The 16,340-nt window shown below is 60.5% G+C and carries 18 protein-coding genes; 7 read left to right on the forward strand and 11 right to left on the reverse strand.

What is annotated here, in order from left to right:
- Window position 1: 1 nt before the first annotated feature.
- The 3 genes from QDY28_RS15115 to QDY28_RS15125 form a co-directional block, all read right to left on the reverse strand.
- A complete protein-coding gene (locus QDY28_RS15115; protein ID WP_442967524.1) occupies window positions 2–1,147 on the reverse strand; it encodes an HlyD family secretion protein in 1,146 nt (381 codons plus the stop codon).
- A gap of 173 nt (window positions 1,148–1,320) precedes the next feature.
- Window positions 1,321–2,706 carry a sigma-54-dependent transcriptional regulator gene (locus QDY28_RS15120; protein ID WP_331382501.1) on the reverse strand — a complete coding sequence of 462 codons (1,386 nt, stop codon included), beginning with the start codon at window positions 2,704–2,706 and terminating at the stop codon, window positions 1,321–1,323.
- Entirely contained in the window at window positions 2,703–4,580 is a 1,878-nt protein-coding gene (locus QDY28_RS15125; RefSeq protein WP_331382502.1) for a sensor histidine kinase, read from the reverse strand. The genes QDY28_RS15120 and QDY28_RS15125 overlap by 4 nt, the downstream gene beginning before the upstream one ends.
- A gap of 218 nt (window positions 4,581–4,798) precedes the next feature.
- Here QDY28_RS15125 and QDY28_RS15130 point away from each other — a divergent pair, with 218 nt between their 5' ends.
- A complete protein-coding gene (locus QDY28_RS15130; protein WP_331382503.1) occupies window positions 4,799–6,124 on the forward strand; it encodes a dicarboxylate/amino acid:cation symporter in 1,326 nt (441 codons plus the stop codon).
- 308 nt (window positions 6,125–6,432) lie between these two features.
- Window positions 6,433–6,906 (forward strand): hypothetical protein, encoded by a 474-nt coding sequence (locus QDY28_RS15135; RefSeq protein WP_331382504.1) that lies wholly within the window; start codon window positions 6,433–6,435, stop codon window positions 6,904–6,906.
- A gap of 15 nt (window positions 6,907–6,921) precedes the next feature.
- On the opposite strand, the gene QDY28_RS15140 is transcribed toward QDY28_RS15135, so the two are convergent.
- The 4 genes from QDY28_RS15140 to QDY28_RS15155 form a co-directional block, all read right to left on the reverse strand.
- Window positions 6,922–7,065: a hypothetical protein gene (locus QDY28_RS15140; RefSeq protein WP_331382505.1), complete on the reverse strand. Its 144-nt coding sequence runs from the start codon at window positions 7,063–7,065 to the stop codon at window positions 6,922–6,924.
- A 15-nt stretch (window positions 7,066–7,080) separates the two neighbouring features.
- Window positions 7,081–7,374 (reverse strand): BON domain-containing protein, encoded by a 294-nt coding sequence (locus QDY28_RS15145; RefSeq protein ID WP_331382506.1) that lies wholly within the window; start codon window positions 7,372–7,374, stop codon window positions 7,081–7,083.
- 83 nt (window positions 7,375–7,457) lie between these two features.
- Window positions 7,458–7,820: a hypothetical protein gene (locus QDY28_RS15150; RefSeq protein WP_331382507.1), complete on the reverse strand. Its 363-nt coding sequence runs from the start codon at window positions 7,818–7,820 to the stop codon at window positions 7,458–7,460.
- A 78-nt stretch (window positions 7,821–7,898) separates the two neighbouring features.
- On the reverse strand, window positions 7,899–8,624 hold the full coding sequence (locus QDY28_RS15155; protein ID WP_331382508.1) for an MgtC/SapB family protein: 726 nt from the start codon (window positions 8,622–8,624) through the stop codon (window positions 7,899–7,901).
- A 134-nt stretch (window positions 8,625–8,758) separates the two neighbouring features.
- On the opposite strand from QDY28_RS15155, the gene QDY28_RS15160 reads away from it, so the two are divergent.
- The 5 genes from QDY28_RS15160 (at window position 8,759) to QDY28_RS15180 (ending at window position 12,020) form a co-directional block, all read left to right on the forward strand.
- A complete protein-coding gene (locus QDY28_RS15160; protein ID WP_183938243.1) occupies window positions 8,759–8,986 on the forward strand; it encodes a hypothetical protein in 228 nt (75 codons plus the stop codon).
- Window positions 8,987–9,162: 176 nt separating this feature from the next.
- A complete protein-coding gene (locus QDY28_RS15165) occupies window positions 9,163–9,597 on the forward strand; it encodes a CBS domain-containing protein (protein WP_331382509.1) in 435 nt (144 codons plus the stop codon).
- Between the two features lie 34 nt (window positions 9,598–9,631).
- The gene (locus tag QDY28_RS15170) at window positions 9,632–10,276 is read left to right on the forward strand and encodes a protein-L-isoaspartate(D-aspartate) O-methyltransferase (RefSeq protein WP_331382510.1); all 645 of its coding nucleotides are present in this window, start codon (window positions 9,632–9,634) and stop codon (window positions 10,274–10,276) included.
- A gap of 192 nt (window positions 10,277–10,468) precedes the next feature.
- Complete coding sequence (locus tag QDY28_RS15175) at window positions 10,469–11,482, forward strand: LacI family DNA-binding transcriptional regulator (RefSeq protein WP_331382511.1); 1,014 nt, start codon at window positions 10,469–10,471, stop codon at window positions 11,480–11,482.
- Between the two features lie 4 nt (window positions 11,483–11,486).
- Window positions 11,487–12,020 carry an NUDIX hydrolase gene (locus QDY28_RS15180; RefSeq protein WP_331382512.1) on the forward strand — a complete coding sequence of 178 codons (534 nt, stop codon included), beginning with the start codon at window positions 11,487–11,489 and terminating at the stop codon, window positions 12,018–12,020.
- A gap of 25 nt (window positions 12,021–12,045) precedes the next feature.
- Here the strand turns inward: QDY28_RS15180 and QDY28_RS15185 are convergent, their stop codons facing one another.
- Genes QDY28_RS15185 through QDY28_RS15200 form a run of 4 tightly spaced genes read right to left on the reverse strand, consistent with a single transcriptional unit; the run spans window position 12,046 to window position 16,210 of the window.
- Window positions 12,046–13,242: an ABC transporter permease gene (locus tag QDY28_RS15185; RefSeq protein WP_331382513.1), complete on the reverse strand. Its 1,197-nt coding sequence runs from the start codon at window positions 13,240–13,242 to the stop codon at window positions 12,046–12,048.
- Window positions 13,243–13,246: 4 nt separating this feature from the next.
- Window positions 13,247–14,398, reverse strand: coding sequence for an ABC transporter permease (locus QDY28_RS15190; protein WP_331382551.1), 1,152 nt, complete (start codon window positions 14,396–14,398; stop codon window positions 13,247–13,249).
- Window positions 14,399–14,403: 5 nt separating this feature from the next.
- The gene (locus QDY28_RS15195; protein ID WP_331382514.1) at window positions 14,404–15,114 is read right to left on the reverse strand and encodes an ABC transporter ATP-binding protein; all 711 of its coding nucleotides are present in this window, start codon (window positions 15,112–15,114) and stop codon (window positions 14,404–14,406) included.
- A gap of 10 nt (window positions 15,115–15,124) precedes the next feature.
- Window positions 15,125–16,210: an efflux RND transporter periplasmic adaptor subunit gene (locus QDY28_RS15200; protein WP_331382515.1), complete on the reverse strand. Its 1,086-nt coding sequence runs from the start codon at window positions 16,208–16,210 to the stop codon at window positions 15,125–15,127.
- Between the last annotated feature and the right edge of the window lie 130 nt (window positions 16,211–16,340).

Consider the following 16,340-nt stretch of genomic DNA (forward strand, 5'->3'; position numbering starts at 1 on the left):
GTCAATGCCTCGGCCGGACAGTGACGGTGGGAACCACGGACATGCCGGGGCCGATTGCGATATCGGCCGGCCAATTGTCGACGACGATCTTCACCGGTACGCGCTGCGTGACTTTCACATAATTGCCGGTCGCGTTCTCGGCGGGAAGCAGCGAGAAGGCCGTACCGGAGCCTGGTTGGATCGACGCGACCCGGCCGTGTAGCGTGTGATCCGGATAGGCATCGATCGTCACATCGACCGGCTGACCCGGCCGCATGTCGGTCAATTGCGTTTCCTTGAAATTCGCGGTGATCCAGATCTCGTCGGGGACGAACATCGAGATTGCCTGTCCGGCTTCGATATATTGGCCTTTGGCGCCAGTGAGACGGACGACACGGCCCGGCTGGGCAGCGACGATCGTCGTGTATTTGAGGTTCTGCTGCGCCTCTTCGGCCTGTGCCTGTGCCTGGCTCAAACTGGCGGCGGCGCTCGCCTTCTGGGCTTCGGCAACCGCCTTGTTCTTCTGCGCAGACGTTATGTTTGCTTCGGCCTGTGCCGTGCTCGCTTGGCTCTGCTGCAGATTCGAGGTCGCCTGCTGCACCGCCTGCACGCTGCCCGACCCGCTCTTGACCAGTTGCTGCTGGCGGGCGGCTTCCTGCTGCGCATATTGCAGCGCAGCCGCCGCCGAATTCTGCTGCGCTTTTGCGACGTCGATCGCGGCGCTTGCGGCGTCGATCTGGGCACTGGCGCTTTGGAGTGCGGCGGCCGCAACATTCACCTGTCCATTGGCCTGGTCGAGGGTGATCTGGTAGTCGCGCGGGTCGATCTTCAAGATGACGTCGCCTGCCTGGACGTGCTGATTATCCGTCACCGGAACCTCGGTGACGTAACCGGAAACTTTCATGGCGAGCGAGAAGCTTCGAGCGTCGATGAAGGCATCGTCCGTCGACTCATAAGGATGGAAATAGATCTGCCAGAGCAACCATGCGGCGGCAGCCAGGGCAGCGAGAACGACCACGCCAAGCAGGATCCACACGGGATGCCTGCGGATGAATGACGGACGCTTTTTCTCCGTCCGGTCGATCTGCTGATCATCCTCCGGATGAATACGGTCAATCCGAGATTCAGTCTGCTTGTCTTTCTGAGCAAGATGCTGATCATCAACCACGGCACAACTCTCACATTTGTTGGCCACAGCGTCGGTAACGTTTTGGTGGAGGATCAGTTCCTGATAGCCTTTTATCGCCATCTGGCGCGGCGGTTTTGTCGCAGGCCCGAATACATAGCTTTAAGACGGATGCTTGGCGGAAAGGGGCGATCGGGATTGTGTCGAAGCGCGCGTCAATCGCCCGTGCGCGTTCGCCGGTCGTCTGCGTCGAAGCCCGCAAAATCTCCTCTGACAATGCCGTGGCGTTGAAGCTTGTCGTAAAAGGTCTTCCGGGGGATGCCGAGGGCCTCGATCGTACGGCGGACATCGCCGCCGTTTTGGGCAAGAGACTCGCGGATGAGTTCGGCCTCATAGCGTTCCACGCGGGCGGGTAGGGGCAGCGTCGCATCGGCGGCGAGGGTTTCGTTGGCCTTCGGCGCCGTCGCCCCTTCCAGGCCAAGGACGAAACGTTCTGCGAAATGCGAAAGCTCGCGAACATTGCCGGGCCAATCGTGGCTCTGCAGATGATGACGGACAGCCGCGGAAATGGCGGGGACTTCGCGCTTGAAGCGGCTGGCGGCGCGGTCTGCGAAATAACCAAAGAGCAGGGGAATATCCTCGCGCCGGTCGCGGAGCGGCGGGATGGATATGGTGACGACGTTGAGGCGGTAGTAGAGATCTTCGCGGAAATCACCGCGCTGGCGCGGATCGCCGAGATCGACCTTCGCGGCGGCTACCACGCGGAGGTCGACAGGGCGCACCTCGTTGGTGCCGAGTGGCGTTACCTCGCGCATTTCCAGAACACGCAGCATTTGCACCTGTATTGCCGGCGGCATGCTCTCGATCTCATCGAGAAACAGCGTGCCGGCGCTTGCATGTTCGATGCGGCCGATGCGCTTCTTCTGCGCGCCGGTAAAGGCGCCAGGCTCGTGGCCGAAAAGCTCACTTTCGATGACGGTTTCGGGCAGCGCGCCGCAATTGAGCGCGACGAAATTACCCTTCGCGCGCCGGCTCCAGCGATGCAGGAGGCTTGCGGCCACTTCCTTGCCGCTGCCGGTCTCGCCGGTGACAAGCACATCGACGTCTGTATCGGCGATCTGCCGCAGCGTATGGCGCAGCCGCTCCATCGCCGGGGTCTGGCCGATCAACGGCAGATCGCCCTGCGCCTGTTCGGCCGCAATGCGGAGTGCGCGGTTTTCCAGAACGAGCCGCCGCTTTTCCGCTGCCCGCCGCACGCTTTGCACCAGCCGGTCGGTAGCGAAGGGTTTGGTGATGAAGTCATAGGCGCCGTCCTGGATCGCCTTGACCGCCATCGGGATATCGCCATGGCCGGTGACCAGGATGACCGGCAGGTCCGCATCCTGCTCCTTGACGCGGCTGAAGAGCTGCTGCCCATCCATCTGCGGCATGCGGATATCGGAGACGACCACGCCGCCAAAATCGCCATCGAGCGCGCCGAGCGCATCGGCTGCAGTGGAGAAAGCGGAAACCGAAAAGCCCGCGAGTTCGAGCGTCTGTTTCGTTGCTTTCAGCAGGTCCTTGTCGTCGTCGATCAGAAAGACCGGGGAAACATCGTTCATGAAATTGCCTTGCGCAGGTGAATGGTAAAACGGGTGCCGTTCCCGCTGCTTGCAACATCAATGCGGCCGCCATAGTCGGCGACGATGTCTTTGGAGATCACAAGGCCGAGACCGAGACCTTTTTCCTTAGACGTGTTGAAGGGCGTGAACAGCGAATGGAGGATCGCCGGCGGAATGCCTGGGCCATTGTCGGAGACGATGACATCGACGCCATCGGTCGTTTCCCTAGTCCAAACTTCGACTTTCGCCTGCTCGCGGCCTTCCAGCGCTTCGAGCGCGTTTTGAAAAAGATTGATCAGCACCTGTTCGAGCCGAACGCGTGTGCCGACCACTGTCAACTCGGCAGGCGGAAGATCGATCGCCAGCGCATCCAACCGGCCGGCAAAACGGCTTCTGAGCAGGACTACAGCGCCTTCAATGACGCTTCTCAATTCCACAGGTTCCGGCGCGGTCCGCCCCTTGCGGGCAAATGCCTTCAACTCCTCGGTAATCGTGCCGATCCGTTCCGTCAGGGCCGCGATGGAGGAGAGATTTTCTTTTGCCGGCGCGATCTGCTGCCGCTCCAGGAAGATATGGGCATTGTCGGCATAGGCGCGAATGGTCGCGACCGGCTGGTTGATCTCATGGGCGACGCCGGCGGCGACCTGCCCGAGGATCGCAAGACGGTTGGCTTGTACCAATTCCTGCTGCACGACCTGCAGCTTCGCCTCTGTCGTGCGGTGATCGGCAATTTCCGCTTCGAGACGGTCACGGGCGCGGCTGAGATCTTCGGTGCGCTCCGATACGCGCCGTTCCAGCTCCTCGCGAGCGATCCGGCTGATAGCGATCTGCATTGCGGAGACGTGGCGGCGCCTCAGCAGGAAGGCGGCGATCGCCAGGATCGGCACCAGCACGGTCAGCGTGAGGTAGCGTGTTTCGCGGACGGTGGAGGAAATTGCCTGGTCCGTCGGTACGAGATAGTCCAACTGCCAGGGTGTCGAAGGGATCGGTGTCGTCAGCCGCAGATATTCCGCAGCGCTGCTGCCCGGCAGAACCGCGCGCACGATTGCGACGTCCGGACCGATCGCTTCGGGGTGGGCGATCGGCAGAGGCGTCAATGGCGCATCGCCGAATTGCAGGCTCTTGCGGATGGCGGCGAGATTGTCGGCCGATAGTGGTGACGCGGTCATGAAGCGCCAGGAGGGCATGCTGGTGATCAGAACGACGCCGTGCTCGTCGGTGACATAGGCTGGACGACCGGCTTCCCGCCAATCGGCTTCGAGCTGGTCGAATTCCATCTTGACAACCACGACACCCAACGCATCCGCCGCATCGCCGACGCGGCGGGAAATGTAAAGACCGGGCCTATTGCTGACATTGCCGAGCGCGAAATGTTCCGCTGTGCCTGCCTCCATCGCCCGGCGGAAATAATCACGGAAGGAATAATCATTGCCGACAAAGCTCAGCGGCTCACGCCAGTTGCTTGATGCGATCGCCACACCATCCTTGCCCGTGACATAGAGCACCGAGGCCTTGGTGCCGGAAACGAGGCTTTCGAGCTTGCGGTCGAGCGTCGTAACCGCATCGCCCTTCGGCGCGGCGAGCGCGTCGCGTACTTGCTGGTCGTCCGCCAAGAGGAGCGGCAAGGCACGGGGGCGCTCGAGGACGGCTCTCAGCAGCGCGACCTTCAGGTTCGCATCGGTGCGCCCCTGGGCTTGCAGCGCCTCGATTGCGGTCGCGCGGCCGTAAACGCCGGCACCATAGAGCGCGGCGGCAATGACGATCGCGCAGAAAATCGCAAAGACTAGCCAGACGCGGCGAGAGCGCCGGCCCAGTTGCTCAGGCGTCGAAAATCGGTCCGTGGCAGGCCGCTGCAGCATCGCTACATTGTGCATGATTTCGCGCGGAGCGCAATTCGATCTGTGCGGATTGTCGCACAAAACTAAATGCACGGCCGCAAGCCTCCAAAAAATACGCTTATATATCAATATATTACACGAAGATCATCCATCTGGCATGCCTATTGCAACGATCCGCCAAACAGTCGGAGGCTGTTGAGGATTGGTCGTAGCCCGGAGGGCCGAGGGATCGGTTGGGCATAACGGAGGATATCATGATTGTACCCGTCGCTGCCGAGACACACGGCAAACTTCCCTTTTACCGGCATCTTTATGTGCAGGTTCTCGCCGCGATCGCCGCCGGTATCCTGCTTGGACATTTCTATCCGCAAACCGGCGCATCCTTGCAGCCGCTCGGCGATGCCTTCATCAAGCTCGTGCGCATGGTCATTGCGCCGGTCATCTTCCTGACAGTGGCAACCGGCATTGCCGGCATGTCGGACCTGAAGAAATTCGGCCGTGTCGTCGGCAAGGCGCTTCTTTATTTCCTCGTCTTCTCGACGCTGGCTCTGGTCGTTGGCCTTGTCGTCTCGAACGTCCTGCAGCCGGGCGCCGGCATGCATATCAATCCGGCAACGCTGGATACGAAGGCCGTCAACAACTACGCGGCGCAGGCACATGACGCCTCGGTCGTCGGCTTCCTGATGAACATCATTCCGGACACGATCGTCGGTGCTTTCGCCAAGGGCGACATCCTCCAGGTTCTGTTCTTCTCGGTGATCTTCGGCGTCGCGCTCGGCGCCGTCGGGGAGCGGGCGCGTCCGGTGCAGAATTTCCTGCAGGTGCTGACCTCGCCGATTTTCCGCATGGTCTCGATCCTGATGAAGTTCGCGCCGATCGGTGCATTCGGCGCCATGGCCTTCACCATCGGCAAATATGGCATCGGCACGATCGCCAATCTGGCGTTCCTGATCGGCACCTTCTATCTGACATCGCTGCTGTTCGTGCTCGTCGTGCTCGGCGCCGTCGCCCGTTACAACGGCTTCTCGATCTTGGCGCTGATCCGCTACATCAAGGAAGAGCTGTTGCTGGTGCTCGGCACCTCGTCGTCCGAAGCCGCACTGCCCGGCCTGATGAACAAGATGGAACGCGCCGGCTGCAAACGTTCTGTCGTCGGCCTCGTCATTCCGACGGGCTATTCTTTCAATCTCGACGGCACCAACATCTATATGACGCTGGCGGCCCTCTTCATCGCCCAGGCGACGGATACGCCGCTGACATTCGGCGATCAGATCCTGTTGCTGTTGGTGGCAATGCTGAGTTCCAAGGGTGCTGCCGGCATCACCGGCGCCGGCTTCATCACGCTTGCCGCCACGCTTTCCGTCATTCCTTCGGTTCCGATCGCCGGCATGGCGCTGATCCTTGGTATTGACCGCTTCATGTCGGAATGCCGCGCGCTGACCAATCTTGTCGGTAACGCCGTCGCGACTGTCGTCGTCGCACGCTGGGAGAACGAGCTCGATCAGTCGAAATTCTCCGCCGCCATGGCCGGACAATTGACCGACGACTTCGAGACGCCCGCTTTGCAAGCGGCCGAATAAAGTCCCTATCGATATTTCGAAAAAATACGAGAACGGCCTCCTTCCGCAGGCGGCCGTTTTTTAGTTCCGCAATTCCAGTGGCTCAAGCCGGTTTCGCGATTTCACCGTCCGCTGATGTGAGGTGGGCGCCTCGGAACATCGGTCGCTATCAGACGTTAGCCCTTGACACTGCAGGCCGTGCCAAACGGACGTGATGGTGCTGAAGAACATGGAGATTTTTCCGTTTTCTCTCCATGGCCGACGAATAGGCAGGCGAGCTTCCTATCCATCCGGTCTGCATCCCTGCTCTTTCATCGATGGAGAACAGCATGGACGAGAGCTTCAAGCTTTGTCGGCCGGTTCCGATCGCAACAGCCGGCAATTCCGACGCCGGATACGTCACGAATATGGTGTCTTCGGCGGCAAGATCGGCGACGATGTCGTCACCTCCGCCCTCATCGGACGCACGGCGCCGGCCGCTTGGACGGTTTCTGCTCGTAGCGGCCGCGCTGACATTCGCGATGCCAGTGGCCACGTCCGCGCAACAGCCACAGATGCCCAACAGCGACCACTGCAGGGCTCCAGACGCCAACGAGCAGAGCGAAGGTGAACACCAAAACCTGCCACCTCGTTCTGATGAGAACGCCAGTAACGAACTTTCGGACTGCGGCGGTGTGCTGAAACCGCCAACGACTGGAGACAGCGCAATGGAAAAGCCGGCACCGAAGGGCGGCAAGACACCCGTTATTCCGCCTAGCGCCGTGCCGGGCCAGCAGGAGCAGCAGACGCCGGAAGCGAAGTAAGGCTCTACGGCGCCTTTATGGTTTCGGTTCCGGTTGTTCGATGGTCTTCTGCGCCATCTGCGAATCCTGGTTCTTGCCGGTGACGAACGGCTTGATGACGAGGATGCTAAGGATCGAGGCCACCATCAATCCGAGAATGACGATCAATAATGCGCGCATGCTTGCCTACGCTTTCTATCGCGGCTTACGAACACAAAGGTTACTGTCGTGGCCGCTGATGCCGCTCACCTGCCGCGAGTGGGTCTCGATGCGTCGCTTTACCTCGTCGTTTTCGACTGATCCTTCAAGGAGAACACGGCCGTTACTGACGGTCACGAAGATGCCGCTGATATCCAGCAGCGGGTCTTCATTCAATCTTCTTTGGATTTCTGCGCGAATTTCCGCGTCCGGCCGCCATTGTGATTCGGAGGCCTTGAATGGGTTTTTCTCAGAGCTTGTCGACGCATGTAGCGTGTGATGACGTTGCATGATGCCCTCCCTTCGTTGGGCTCATGAACGCAACAAGAAAAACGCAATAAGGTTCCATATGGCGGTCTGCATTCGGGAGCAGTCTAGCGGGTCCGGAGAATCCCGTGCAGCAAAAAGCCCGCGAGGCCGCCGATTGCGAGCATCGCAACATTGCGCGTTGTATGGTGCTTTCGCGGTTGCGAAGCTCTGACCGCCTCCGCAATCCGGCCGGCAGCCACATCCAGAGCCTGCTGGCGCTGCCTGTCGCATTCCGGAGTGTCAGTTGACCGCGAGTCGTCGCTGCCCGGTTCGGAATAGGTAAAATTGATGTCCAGCGTTTCGATACCCGGCGCCAAGGTATCGATGTCTCCGGAACCGCCCGCAGCTTGATCGAGAGCCTGCTGCGTACGGATATCGGCGTCGGCGGAGGGGGCGTCGTTCGTTTTCATCTGTCTGATTTTGGCCATGACATCCTCCTTTCGTTTGAAGGGCAAACCATCGCAGGGCAAGAATGTTCCCTGTGAGCATTCCTGGTATTTTCGGGATCATGCGGTCGTTGTCATCATCTCGAAAGACACGACTTTGTAGCGCTCCTCGACAGTAGTCAGCAGTTCCGACGCGCCGCCGCCGGCACCCGCGTGCTTCCATCGCACTTGAAAGGTGGCATGAACCGCACCGTCGGAATCATCTATCGATTTGTCGGTAAAACAGAAGGAGTATCCGAGCGGATCGAACTCGGTTTCGATCTTTTCGACATAGGCGCTGCCGGCAAGCTCGATCACCATGCGCGCCTTTTGCCGATGCGATATCAGCTCATCGAACCATTTGAAGAGCGAGAGCACGATAAAGGCCACAATGGCCCCGGCAGACCCGACCACCAACTGACCGCCACCAATGCATAGCCCGATCGCCGTCATGATCCAGAGCGTTGCCGCCGTCGTTACGCCGGTTACCAAATCGCCGCGCTTGAGGATCGCGCCGCCGCCGATAAATCCAACGCCCGTCAATACGCCGAGTGGAAAGCGCAGAATGTCCATGGAGACGAATGACTGGAATGTTTTGCCCGTCATGGGGAGCAGCAAGTTGGCCTGGATCATGGCCAGGCATGCGGCCAGCCCGACCAGGATCGTCGTCCGGAACCCGGCGGCATGTCCGCCCGCCTCGCGATTGGAGCCAATCAGCGCGCCGGCGGCGATGACCAGCAGGAGGCGCATCGCAATATCCATCCATGTGGGATTCAATGGCATGAACTCGATCATCGTGCTCGGCATCGTACCCTCCTCACATCCGTTTCGTCGCCGATCTCCAATGCCGGAACAAAGCTGCGGGGGATTTCGTTCCGCCCACGAGGAGATGAACGGGCTTCGCCGCGATTCCGCGCCCATGAAATGTCAGGAGAACGCACATGACCATGACCGCAAAAGACATTGTCTCCGTTCTTGGACCTGTCGATGAGACCCTGATGGCCGATATCTCCGCGACCGGCGCAACGCTTGGGGAGCTTGCGGAGGCCTGGGCCTGGGTCAACAATGACGAGGCTCTGATCGGCGAGGGCAGGACGCTGCCGAGCGGCAAGGTGGCCGAACTTGTCGATCTGCTCTCTGCCGGCGAAGACGACGAATTCGAGATGTAATTTCGATTTTCCGCGCTGCGGACGGGAACAGATCGGCGCTTCGCCTGTTGGTGTAACGTGCTCTCAGAGGAGGGTACCGCGACCATCGGGAACAGGGCGCCGCCCGGTCCAAGGTCGCTGGAAAGATTGTCCTGTGGCTACCGGCCGGGACGAGGCGTCCGCTCATGGAGGAACCAATGAAAGTTCGAGACGCCATGACGCACGACGTGCGCATCACCAATCCTGACGAGACGATCCTGCAGGCCGCCCGGACGATGGCGGATCTCGATGCCGGCGTTCTGCCTGTCGGCGACCATGACCGCCTGGTCGGCATGATCACCGATCGCGACATCGCTATCCGCGGCATCGCCAAGGGCAAGGGACCGGATACGAAGGTCCGCGATGTCATGACATCGGAGGTCAAATATTGCTTCGATGATCAGGAGATCGATGAGGTCTGCCGTAACATGGGCGACATCAAGGTCCGCCGCCTGCCGGTGCTGGATCAAAGCAAGCGGCTGGTTGGCATTCTTTCGCTCGGCGATATCGCCCTGGCGCAAAGCGCCGGCAGTGCCGGCCAAGCGTTGAGCGGCATCTCGCGCCACGGCGGAGAACATAGCCAGACGGCGTGAACAACGACATGTTGCCGACCTGGAGACAGCCGGCATGCACGAGCGTCTTCGTATGGTGGAAAAACAGATCGCCGGGCGCGGTATTCGCGATCCGGCGCTGCTCAATGCCATGCGGCTGATACCGCGGGAAATCTTCGTCGAGAAGGGCTTCGAAATGTTTGCCTATAACGACTGCCCGCTGCCGATCGGCAAGGGGCAGACGATCTCTCAGCCCTATATGGTCGCGCTGATGATCGAGGCAGCCGAGGTCAAACCAGACGACACGGTTCTCGAAATTGGCGCGGGGCTTGGCTATGCGACGGCTATCCTCAGCCGCATGGCGCGGCATGTCTTTGCCGTGGAGCGCCACGCCTCGCTGGCGGCTGGTGCTTCCGAACGACTGCAGCGTCTCGGCTATGGCAATATCGATTTGCGTTGCGGAGACGGTTCAAGAGGGTGGCCGAAAACCGCCCCCTTCAACGCCATCCTTGTCTCGGCCGCCGCGCCGGAGGTGCCACAGGCCTTGAAAGAGCAATTGGTGACGGGCGGCCGGCTGGTCATTCCTGTGGGGCCGGAAGGGCACAGGCAAACGCTGGTGAAGATCGTACGGAAAGGCGCCGCGGATTTTACCACGCACACCCTGGGTGCCGTGATTTTCGTGCCGCTGATCAGCGAGCGGGGCGGAACTGAAGATTTCTAATGGATTACGTCGTTTCTACGGTGACGTAAGTATTCCCGTGCGCGTGTTTGGTCATTTTGCAAGCGCGTGCAAATGCCGCACAACTCAATGTATCCATCAACAGCTTTTTTCATGAAACTGTCATGACCGCGGCTCACAGGATGATGCACGCAATTGCAAACTCAGCAAATTACATGGCGGCAGGAGAGAAGCGTGTCGCAGAAAGTGTTCGTGAGCGCCCAAGAGGTGGCAGACCGCGCGGGTGTCTCCCGCTCGGCCGTTTCGCGCACGTTCACACCAGGAGCGAGCGTATCGCCGGAGACGCGCCGGAAAGTGGTCGAGGCAGCCGATGCACTCGGCTATCACGTCAATCATCTTGCCCGCGGGCTGATGCGCAACGAAAGCGGCATCGTCTGCCTGATCGTCTCCGACATGGCCACGCCACATCGCTCCGGCCTGATCAAGGCGCTGACGCAGGAACTGCAGCACAGCGGCAAGATTGCAATGCTCGTCAACACCGACCTTCTGGACGGCAGTGTAGACCTGGCGCTGCGCCAGGCGATCCGCTATCGCGCCGATGCCTCGATCATCCTTTCGGGAATGCCTGACAAGTCGATCACGCAACTCTGTCTGAAGAACGGTCAGCGGCTGGTATTGATCAACCGGGACGACGAGCAGAACGGGCCTCTGCGGATCAATTTCGACGACGAAGAGGCTGCCGGCCGCGTTGTCACCGCCTTTCTTCGCGCCGGCCGCCGAAGGCTCGCCTTCGCCAATTCGCAGGCCGGTACGCCAAGCCTCATGGCAAGGGAAAACGGCTTCGTCGCCGCGGCCAGGACCCATGGCCTGGAGGTCGTCGTCGAGCGGTATGGCTGGACAAGCTATGAAAGCGGCAGGATTCTGGCGCAGCGGCTTCTCACCCTTCCCGAGCGGCCTGATTCCGTCTTCTGCGCTACCGACCTCCTTGCCTGCGGCTTCATAGATGCTGCCCGCCACCAGTTTTTTATCCGTGTTCCAGACCAACTTTGTGTTGCCGGTTTCGACGATATCGAACAGGCCTCCTGGGCCTCCTATCAACTGACAACCTTTGCCCAGCCGCTTGCTGCGATCGCGCGGGAGGCGGTCGCATGGCTGGAAGGCAGCGACGCCGCGAAACCGGAAGGACGAGCGCACGCCATCCGTCTTCACGCCGATCTCGTGTGGCGCGGCTCGATCAGGGGTGGCTGACGGCATGGCACCTTCGATCTCAGGCCAGACGAAATCCTCCAGAACAACGGATAGACTACTATCCGATCTCGCCTCCTATGCGGATGCGCTGTTCCACGGTGCCATCTATGAGCAATATGCGGCGATTTGCTATCGGCGAAATCGGGAGCTTGGCACGGCGGACGTGCTGGTTGTCACCAGCCGCGAAAGCGGGCGCTGGGTTGTTCCCAAGGGCTGGCCGATAAAAGGGAAAAAGCCATACGAAGTCGCCGCCATCGAGGCTTTCGAGGAAGCCGGCGTCAGCGGCAAGATCAAGAAGAAGCCGTTCGGCTATTTCACCTACCTGAAGCAGCTCGCCGAGGGGAACCGCGTTCCCTGTATCGTGCAATTGCATCTGCTCGAGGTCGACAAAACCTACGAGAATTTTCCGGAAAGAGGTCAACGCCGCAGCGAATGGGTCTCCTTCACTGAAGCCGCGAGCCGCGTGCGCGAACCGGAACTCAAGGGCCTTCTTCTGGCGGCCGAGCGCAAATTGCGGCGGTCGAAAGGGAAGAAGTAGCATTTGGCTACGCTTCACTTATGGATCAACCAACCCCCGTTCGTCCGCTCATCGCCAGCCGCAGCGGAATGCGCGCCGCAGCCAGCGCCGGCAATGCGCCGCCGATGGCGCCGATGATTAAGGACAGCCAAACGGCGTCCATCACGAGAGAAGGAGAAAGGACCAGTTGAAACCCGATCTGCGTATGATCGGCGTTCATCGTTGAAGCGGTCCAACCGTTGAGAACAATATAGGAAAAGCAGACGCCAACCAGGCATCCGAAACAAGTCAGGATCATCGCTTCGATCCAGGTTCCGGTAAAGGCGGCAAACCGGCTGAAGCCGATTGCCCGCACGGTGGCGATTTCAGTACTTCGATCCGACACGGACGTGAACATGGTCGTCATTGCACCGACCACCGCGCCCGCGGCCATGATCACCGCCAGCGGCCAGCCGAAAAGAAGGATCAGTTTCGACGTGCGTTCTGCAAGGCCAGCGAAATAGTCCCGTTCCGACCGCAGCGTCAGTCCGATCTGCGGCGTCTTGTCTACCATGGACTGTAGCGTCGGCAAGGCCTCCGGCGTTTTGAGCTTGATCCTGACGCTCTGGATCAGATTGGGGCGGTTGAACAGCGTCTGCACCACGCCGATATCCGCCAGCATCTCGGATTCGAAGACCGAGCCACCGGCGTCGAAAATGCCGACCACTGTCCAATTCGATGTGCCGAGCGTGAGCTGTTCGCCGATCTCCAATCCTTTGTAGTCACGGCTTAGCCGGCGCCCGACGACGAGCTCGCTCGCGCCGGGGCTGAACATCCGGCCTTGCACAATCCTGACATCTGGACGCAGGTTGAGCCCGAAGGGTCCAATTCCACGCAAAGACAACGCGGAAAGCAATCCGCCGGTCTTTTGCGGCACATCCACCGGTACGACCATTTCCGCCGACATCACAGGAGTCCCCGCATCGGTCGCGATGCCGGCAGCGTCGAGATAGTGAAGCTGAGACGCTTCGATCCGGCTGCCAAGCTCCGTCGCAGCACCTTTGCCAAGCGCAATGGCGATATCCGTCGAGCCGGCTTGCAGCAAGGAGGTCCGGAAACCGTTCGACATCGCCAGGAAGCCGAGCAAAACCGTGACGACCATCGCAACGGAAAAGACCAGAGAAAGGGAAATCCATACCCGGCGGCGCAGCGACTTTAGATTGGATAGGGTCAAAGCTAGGGACTGATTGATGATTGTGCTCATCGGCTTATCTTTCTCTCAAAGCGGCGTTGGGCGGCACGCGAATGGCATTGAAGGCCGGCGCCGCGCCCGTTGCCAGAGCGAGCAGGACGGCGAGGCCGATTGCCTGGAGAATGATCGGAGGCGTCAGCACGAGGTGCGGCACGATCGTGCGCAGCGGCTCGCGCAGGAACACCACGGCCATAAACGCAAAACCGAGACCGAGGCTGAGGCCCACGGCAAACAGGGCGAACGTCTCGGCGAGGATATTGCAGAGGATGAAGCGCCGGGAAAAGCCGAGAACCTTCAGCACGCCGATTTCCCTTGTCCGCTCGCGGATAGCGAAGAACATGGTGTTGGCGACGATCATCAGGATGGTCACGAATGCCACGCCGACCACCACGCGCACGATGGTGGTGATATCGGCAAACTGCGCGATGAAGGCCCTCATGAACTCGGCTTCCGTCCGCGTCCGGGTCTCGTAGGCGGAATTGGCAAAGAGGGTGTCGACGGCTTTGATGACAGCGTCGGGGCGAACGCCATTCTTCGGCACGATGCCGAAGCTGCTGACCGTGTCGCGATCGCTACCGCGCTCCGAATTGATGTAGTCGTACCGCGCCATCACGAAATGGGTGTCGGCGGATTTCCTGCCGTCCAATATGCCGACGATCTCGAATTCGAAATCCGAACTACCGTCGGCCTTGAAGAAGCTTGAGGTATTTAGGGTAATGTTCTGCCCGACTACCCAACCCTCTTGTGTCGCGATGCTGCGGCCGACGATGGCGCCGGTTCGAACCTGGCCGAAACGGGCAAGGGCGTCGGCGGGAATATCGTATTGATCGCCGATGAAGGCGGCGAAGCTGGCAGGCTCCGCCGCCGTCAGACCGAGAAAATTCGTTGGCGTCTGGTAGGTCGCGCGGCTGCGCGCCATGTAGGTCGCTCCGGCGACATCGGACAGGGCGAGGATCTTGTCGTAATAGCTGATCGGCAAAGGCAAGGCATCGCCGACCTTGTTGGTCACGATCAACCGCTCCGAGTCCACCTCTCCCCCGAGAAAGCCGTGTTCGAAACTCGTCAGGACGAGGTAGATGAAAAAGGCGATGGCGATGCTCGCGATCAGCAGGGCGCCGCGTATCGGTTTGCGCCCCATGGTGCGGCGAATGAGAGTAAAGCGGCCCATGACGGTCACGCCGCCTCCGGTTCGACAAAGCGACCCTTATCCAGACGCAACACGCGTCTGGCGGAACGCGCCGCCGCATCGTCATGGGTGACCATGACGACGGTCTTGCCGAGCTCCGCGTTGAGGATGCGCAGCATGGCCAGCACATCTTCGGCGGAATCGCGATCGAGATCGCCGGTCGGTTCGTCGCAAAGCAGCAGTTTCGGGTCGCTGGCCAAGGCCCTGGCGATGCCCACCCGCTGCTGTTGGCCACCTGAAAGCTCCGACGGCAGATGTTTGCGCCGGTCGGTGAGGCCGACGAGCGACAGGATCGTCTCGATCCGTTCGCGCCGCTGGCGTCGGGTCAGGCTCGTCAGCAGCAGCGGGAGCTCGATATTTTGCTCCGCCGTCAGCATCGGCATCAGATTGTAGAATTGGAACACGAAGCCGATATTGGCGCCTCGCCATTTTGTCAGGGCGCTTTCGCTCATTCGGCTGATGCGCGCATGTCCGAAATTGATATCGCCGGCATCGGGGCGATCGATACCGCCGATGACGTTCAAAAGCGTGGATTTGCCGGAGCCGGAAGGGCCGACGATTGCAACGAAATCGCCGCTGCTGATTGTCATGGTCAGATCCGAAAAGATCGTCACGGTGCTCTTTCCGATCCGGTAGTCCTTGCGCACATGCTCGATCGAAATGCAGTCGTCTTTGGTCTTGGATACACTCTCATCCATCTCAATATCCTCATTCGTTCAGATTCGCTTGAAGGTCCGGAGCGTCCAAAGTGACCTTTGCGGCCATGTTCGGCAGCACCCGGGAGGGCGGCGTCAGAAATTCCAGCCGGGCGGTTATGGTGCCTTTCTGCAACGAAGCCGCCGGCACGATCGTCCGCACCCGCATTTTGAACGGCCGGTTCGGAAAGGCATCGAGAATGGCGATTGCCGTCTGGCCGGGCTGGAGCCGAGCGGCATTGGACTGCGCGATATCGGCGTCGATGGTCATTGAGGTCGGGTCGAGAAGGATCGCGATCCCGTCTCGCGGCCCGCCGCCATCCGTTCCCGAGGCGACCGTGTCTCCGAGGCCGGCCAGCCGGGAGACGACCACGCCGTCGAAAGGCGCGATGATCTGGTGGAGTGATAGCGTTCTTTCCTGCTTCTGCACCTGTAGCCGCGCGGTTTCCGCCGTCTGCCGCGCAGCATCGAGATCGCTGGTCAACTGCACCACAGCAAGGGTATCCGTATCGCGGCTGCTGGTCGCGACAGCACCGCGCTCGATAAGGAGTGTGGTGCGCTCGAGGGTCTTGCGGGCTTGTTCCAGCGAGACCTCGACCCGGTGCACAGCAGCCGCCGCAGCGGCGGCCTGGGATCTGGCAATCCTGAGTTCAATCTCGTCCATCGTCGCATCAAGGCGTGCAACGACCTGTCCCGCCATGAAATGATCGCCGACATCCAGCGGCAGGTCGACGACCCTGCCGCCGATTTCCGGCCGCAGGGTGATCGTCCGCCCGGCAACGACATAGCCGGAACCGATAATGGCCTGAGACAACGGTTTTTCAGGCTCTTGGATCGTCGGGGCTTTGCCTTGCGAGGACGGACCGACCTTCTCCTTTGCTGGCTGGGAGACGGTTCCGGATGCAAGAGCTTGCCAAAGCGCATCGGCGGATGGTGCAGGCATGAAGTAGGCCGCTGCTGCAAGTGCCGCGGCGGCGCCTGCCAGCGTCACGCCGAGCATCCGGAAGCGGCGGATAGCGGGCGTGCCGCGGGGCGGTGGTTCGACGCGATCGATCGACAGTGACCGAAGCCGAGTTGCGATATTCGCTTCAGCATTCATGGCAGTCTCCAGACGTTTACGGCGTCAATGTCCGTTGCCGAGACGTCAGGTGCGACCTCGATCATGATTCAGCACGTCTCAGATCGCGATCTGGATCGCCGGGAGCCGCGAGTCAGGCCATAGTGGCGGC

It is taken from the genome of Rhizobium sp. BR 362 (genome assembly GCF_036528765.1).
GTDB lineage: Bacteria > Pseudomonadota > Alphaproteobacteria > Rhizobiales > Rhizobiaceae > Rhizobium.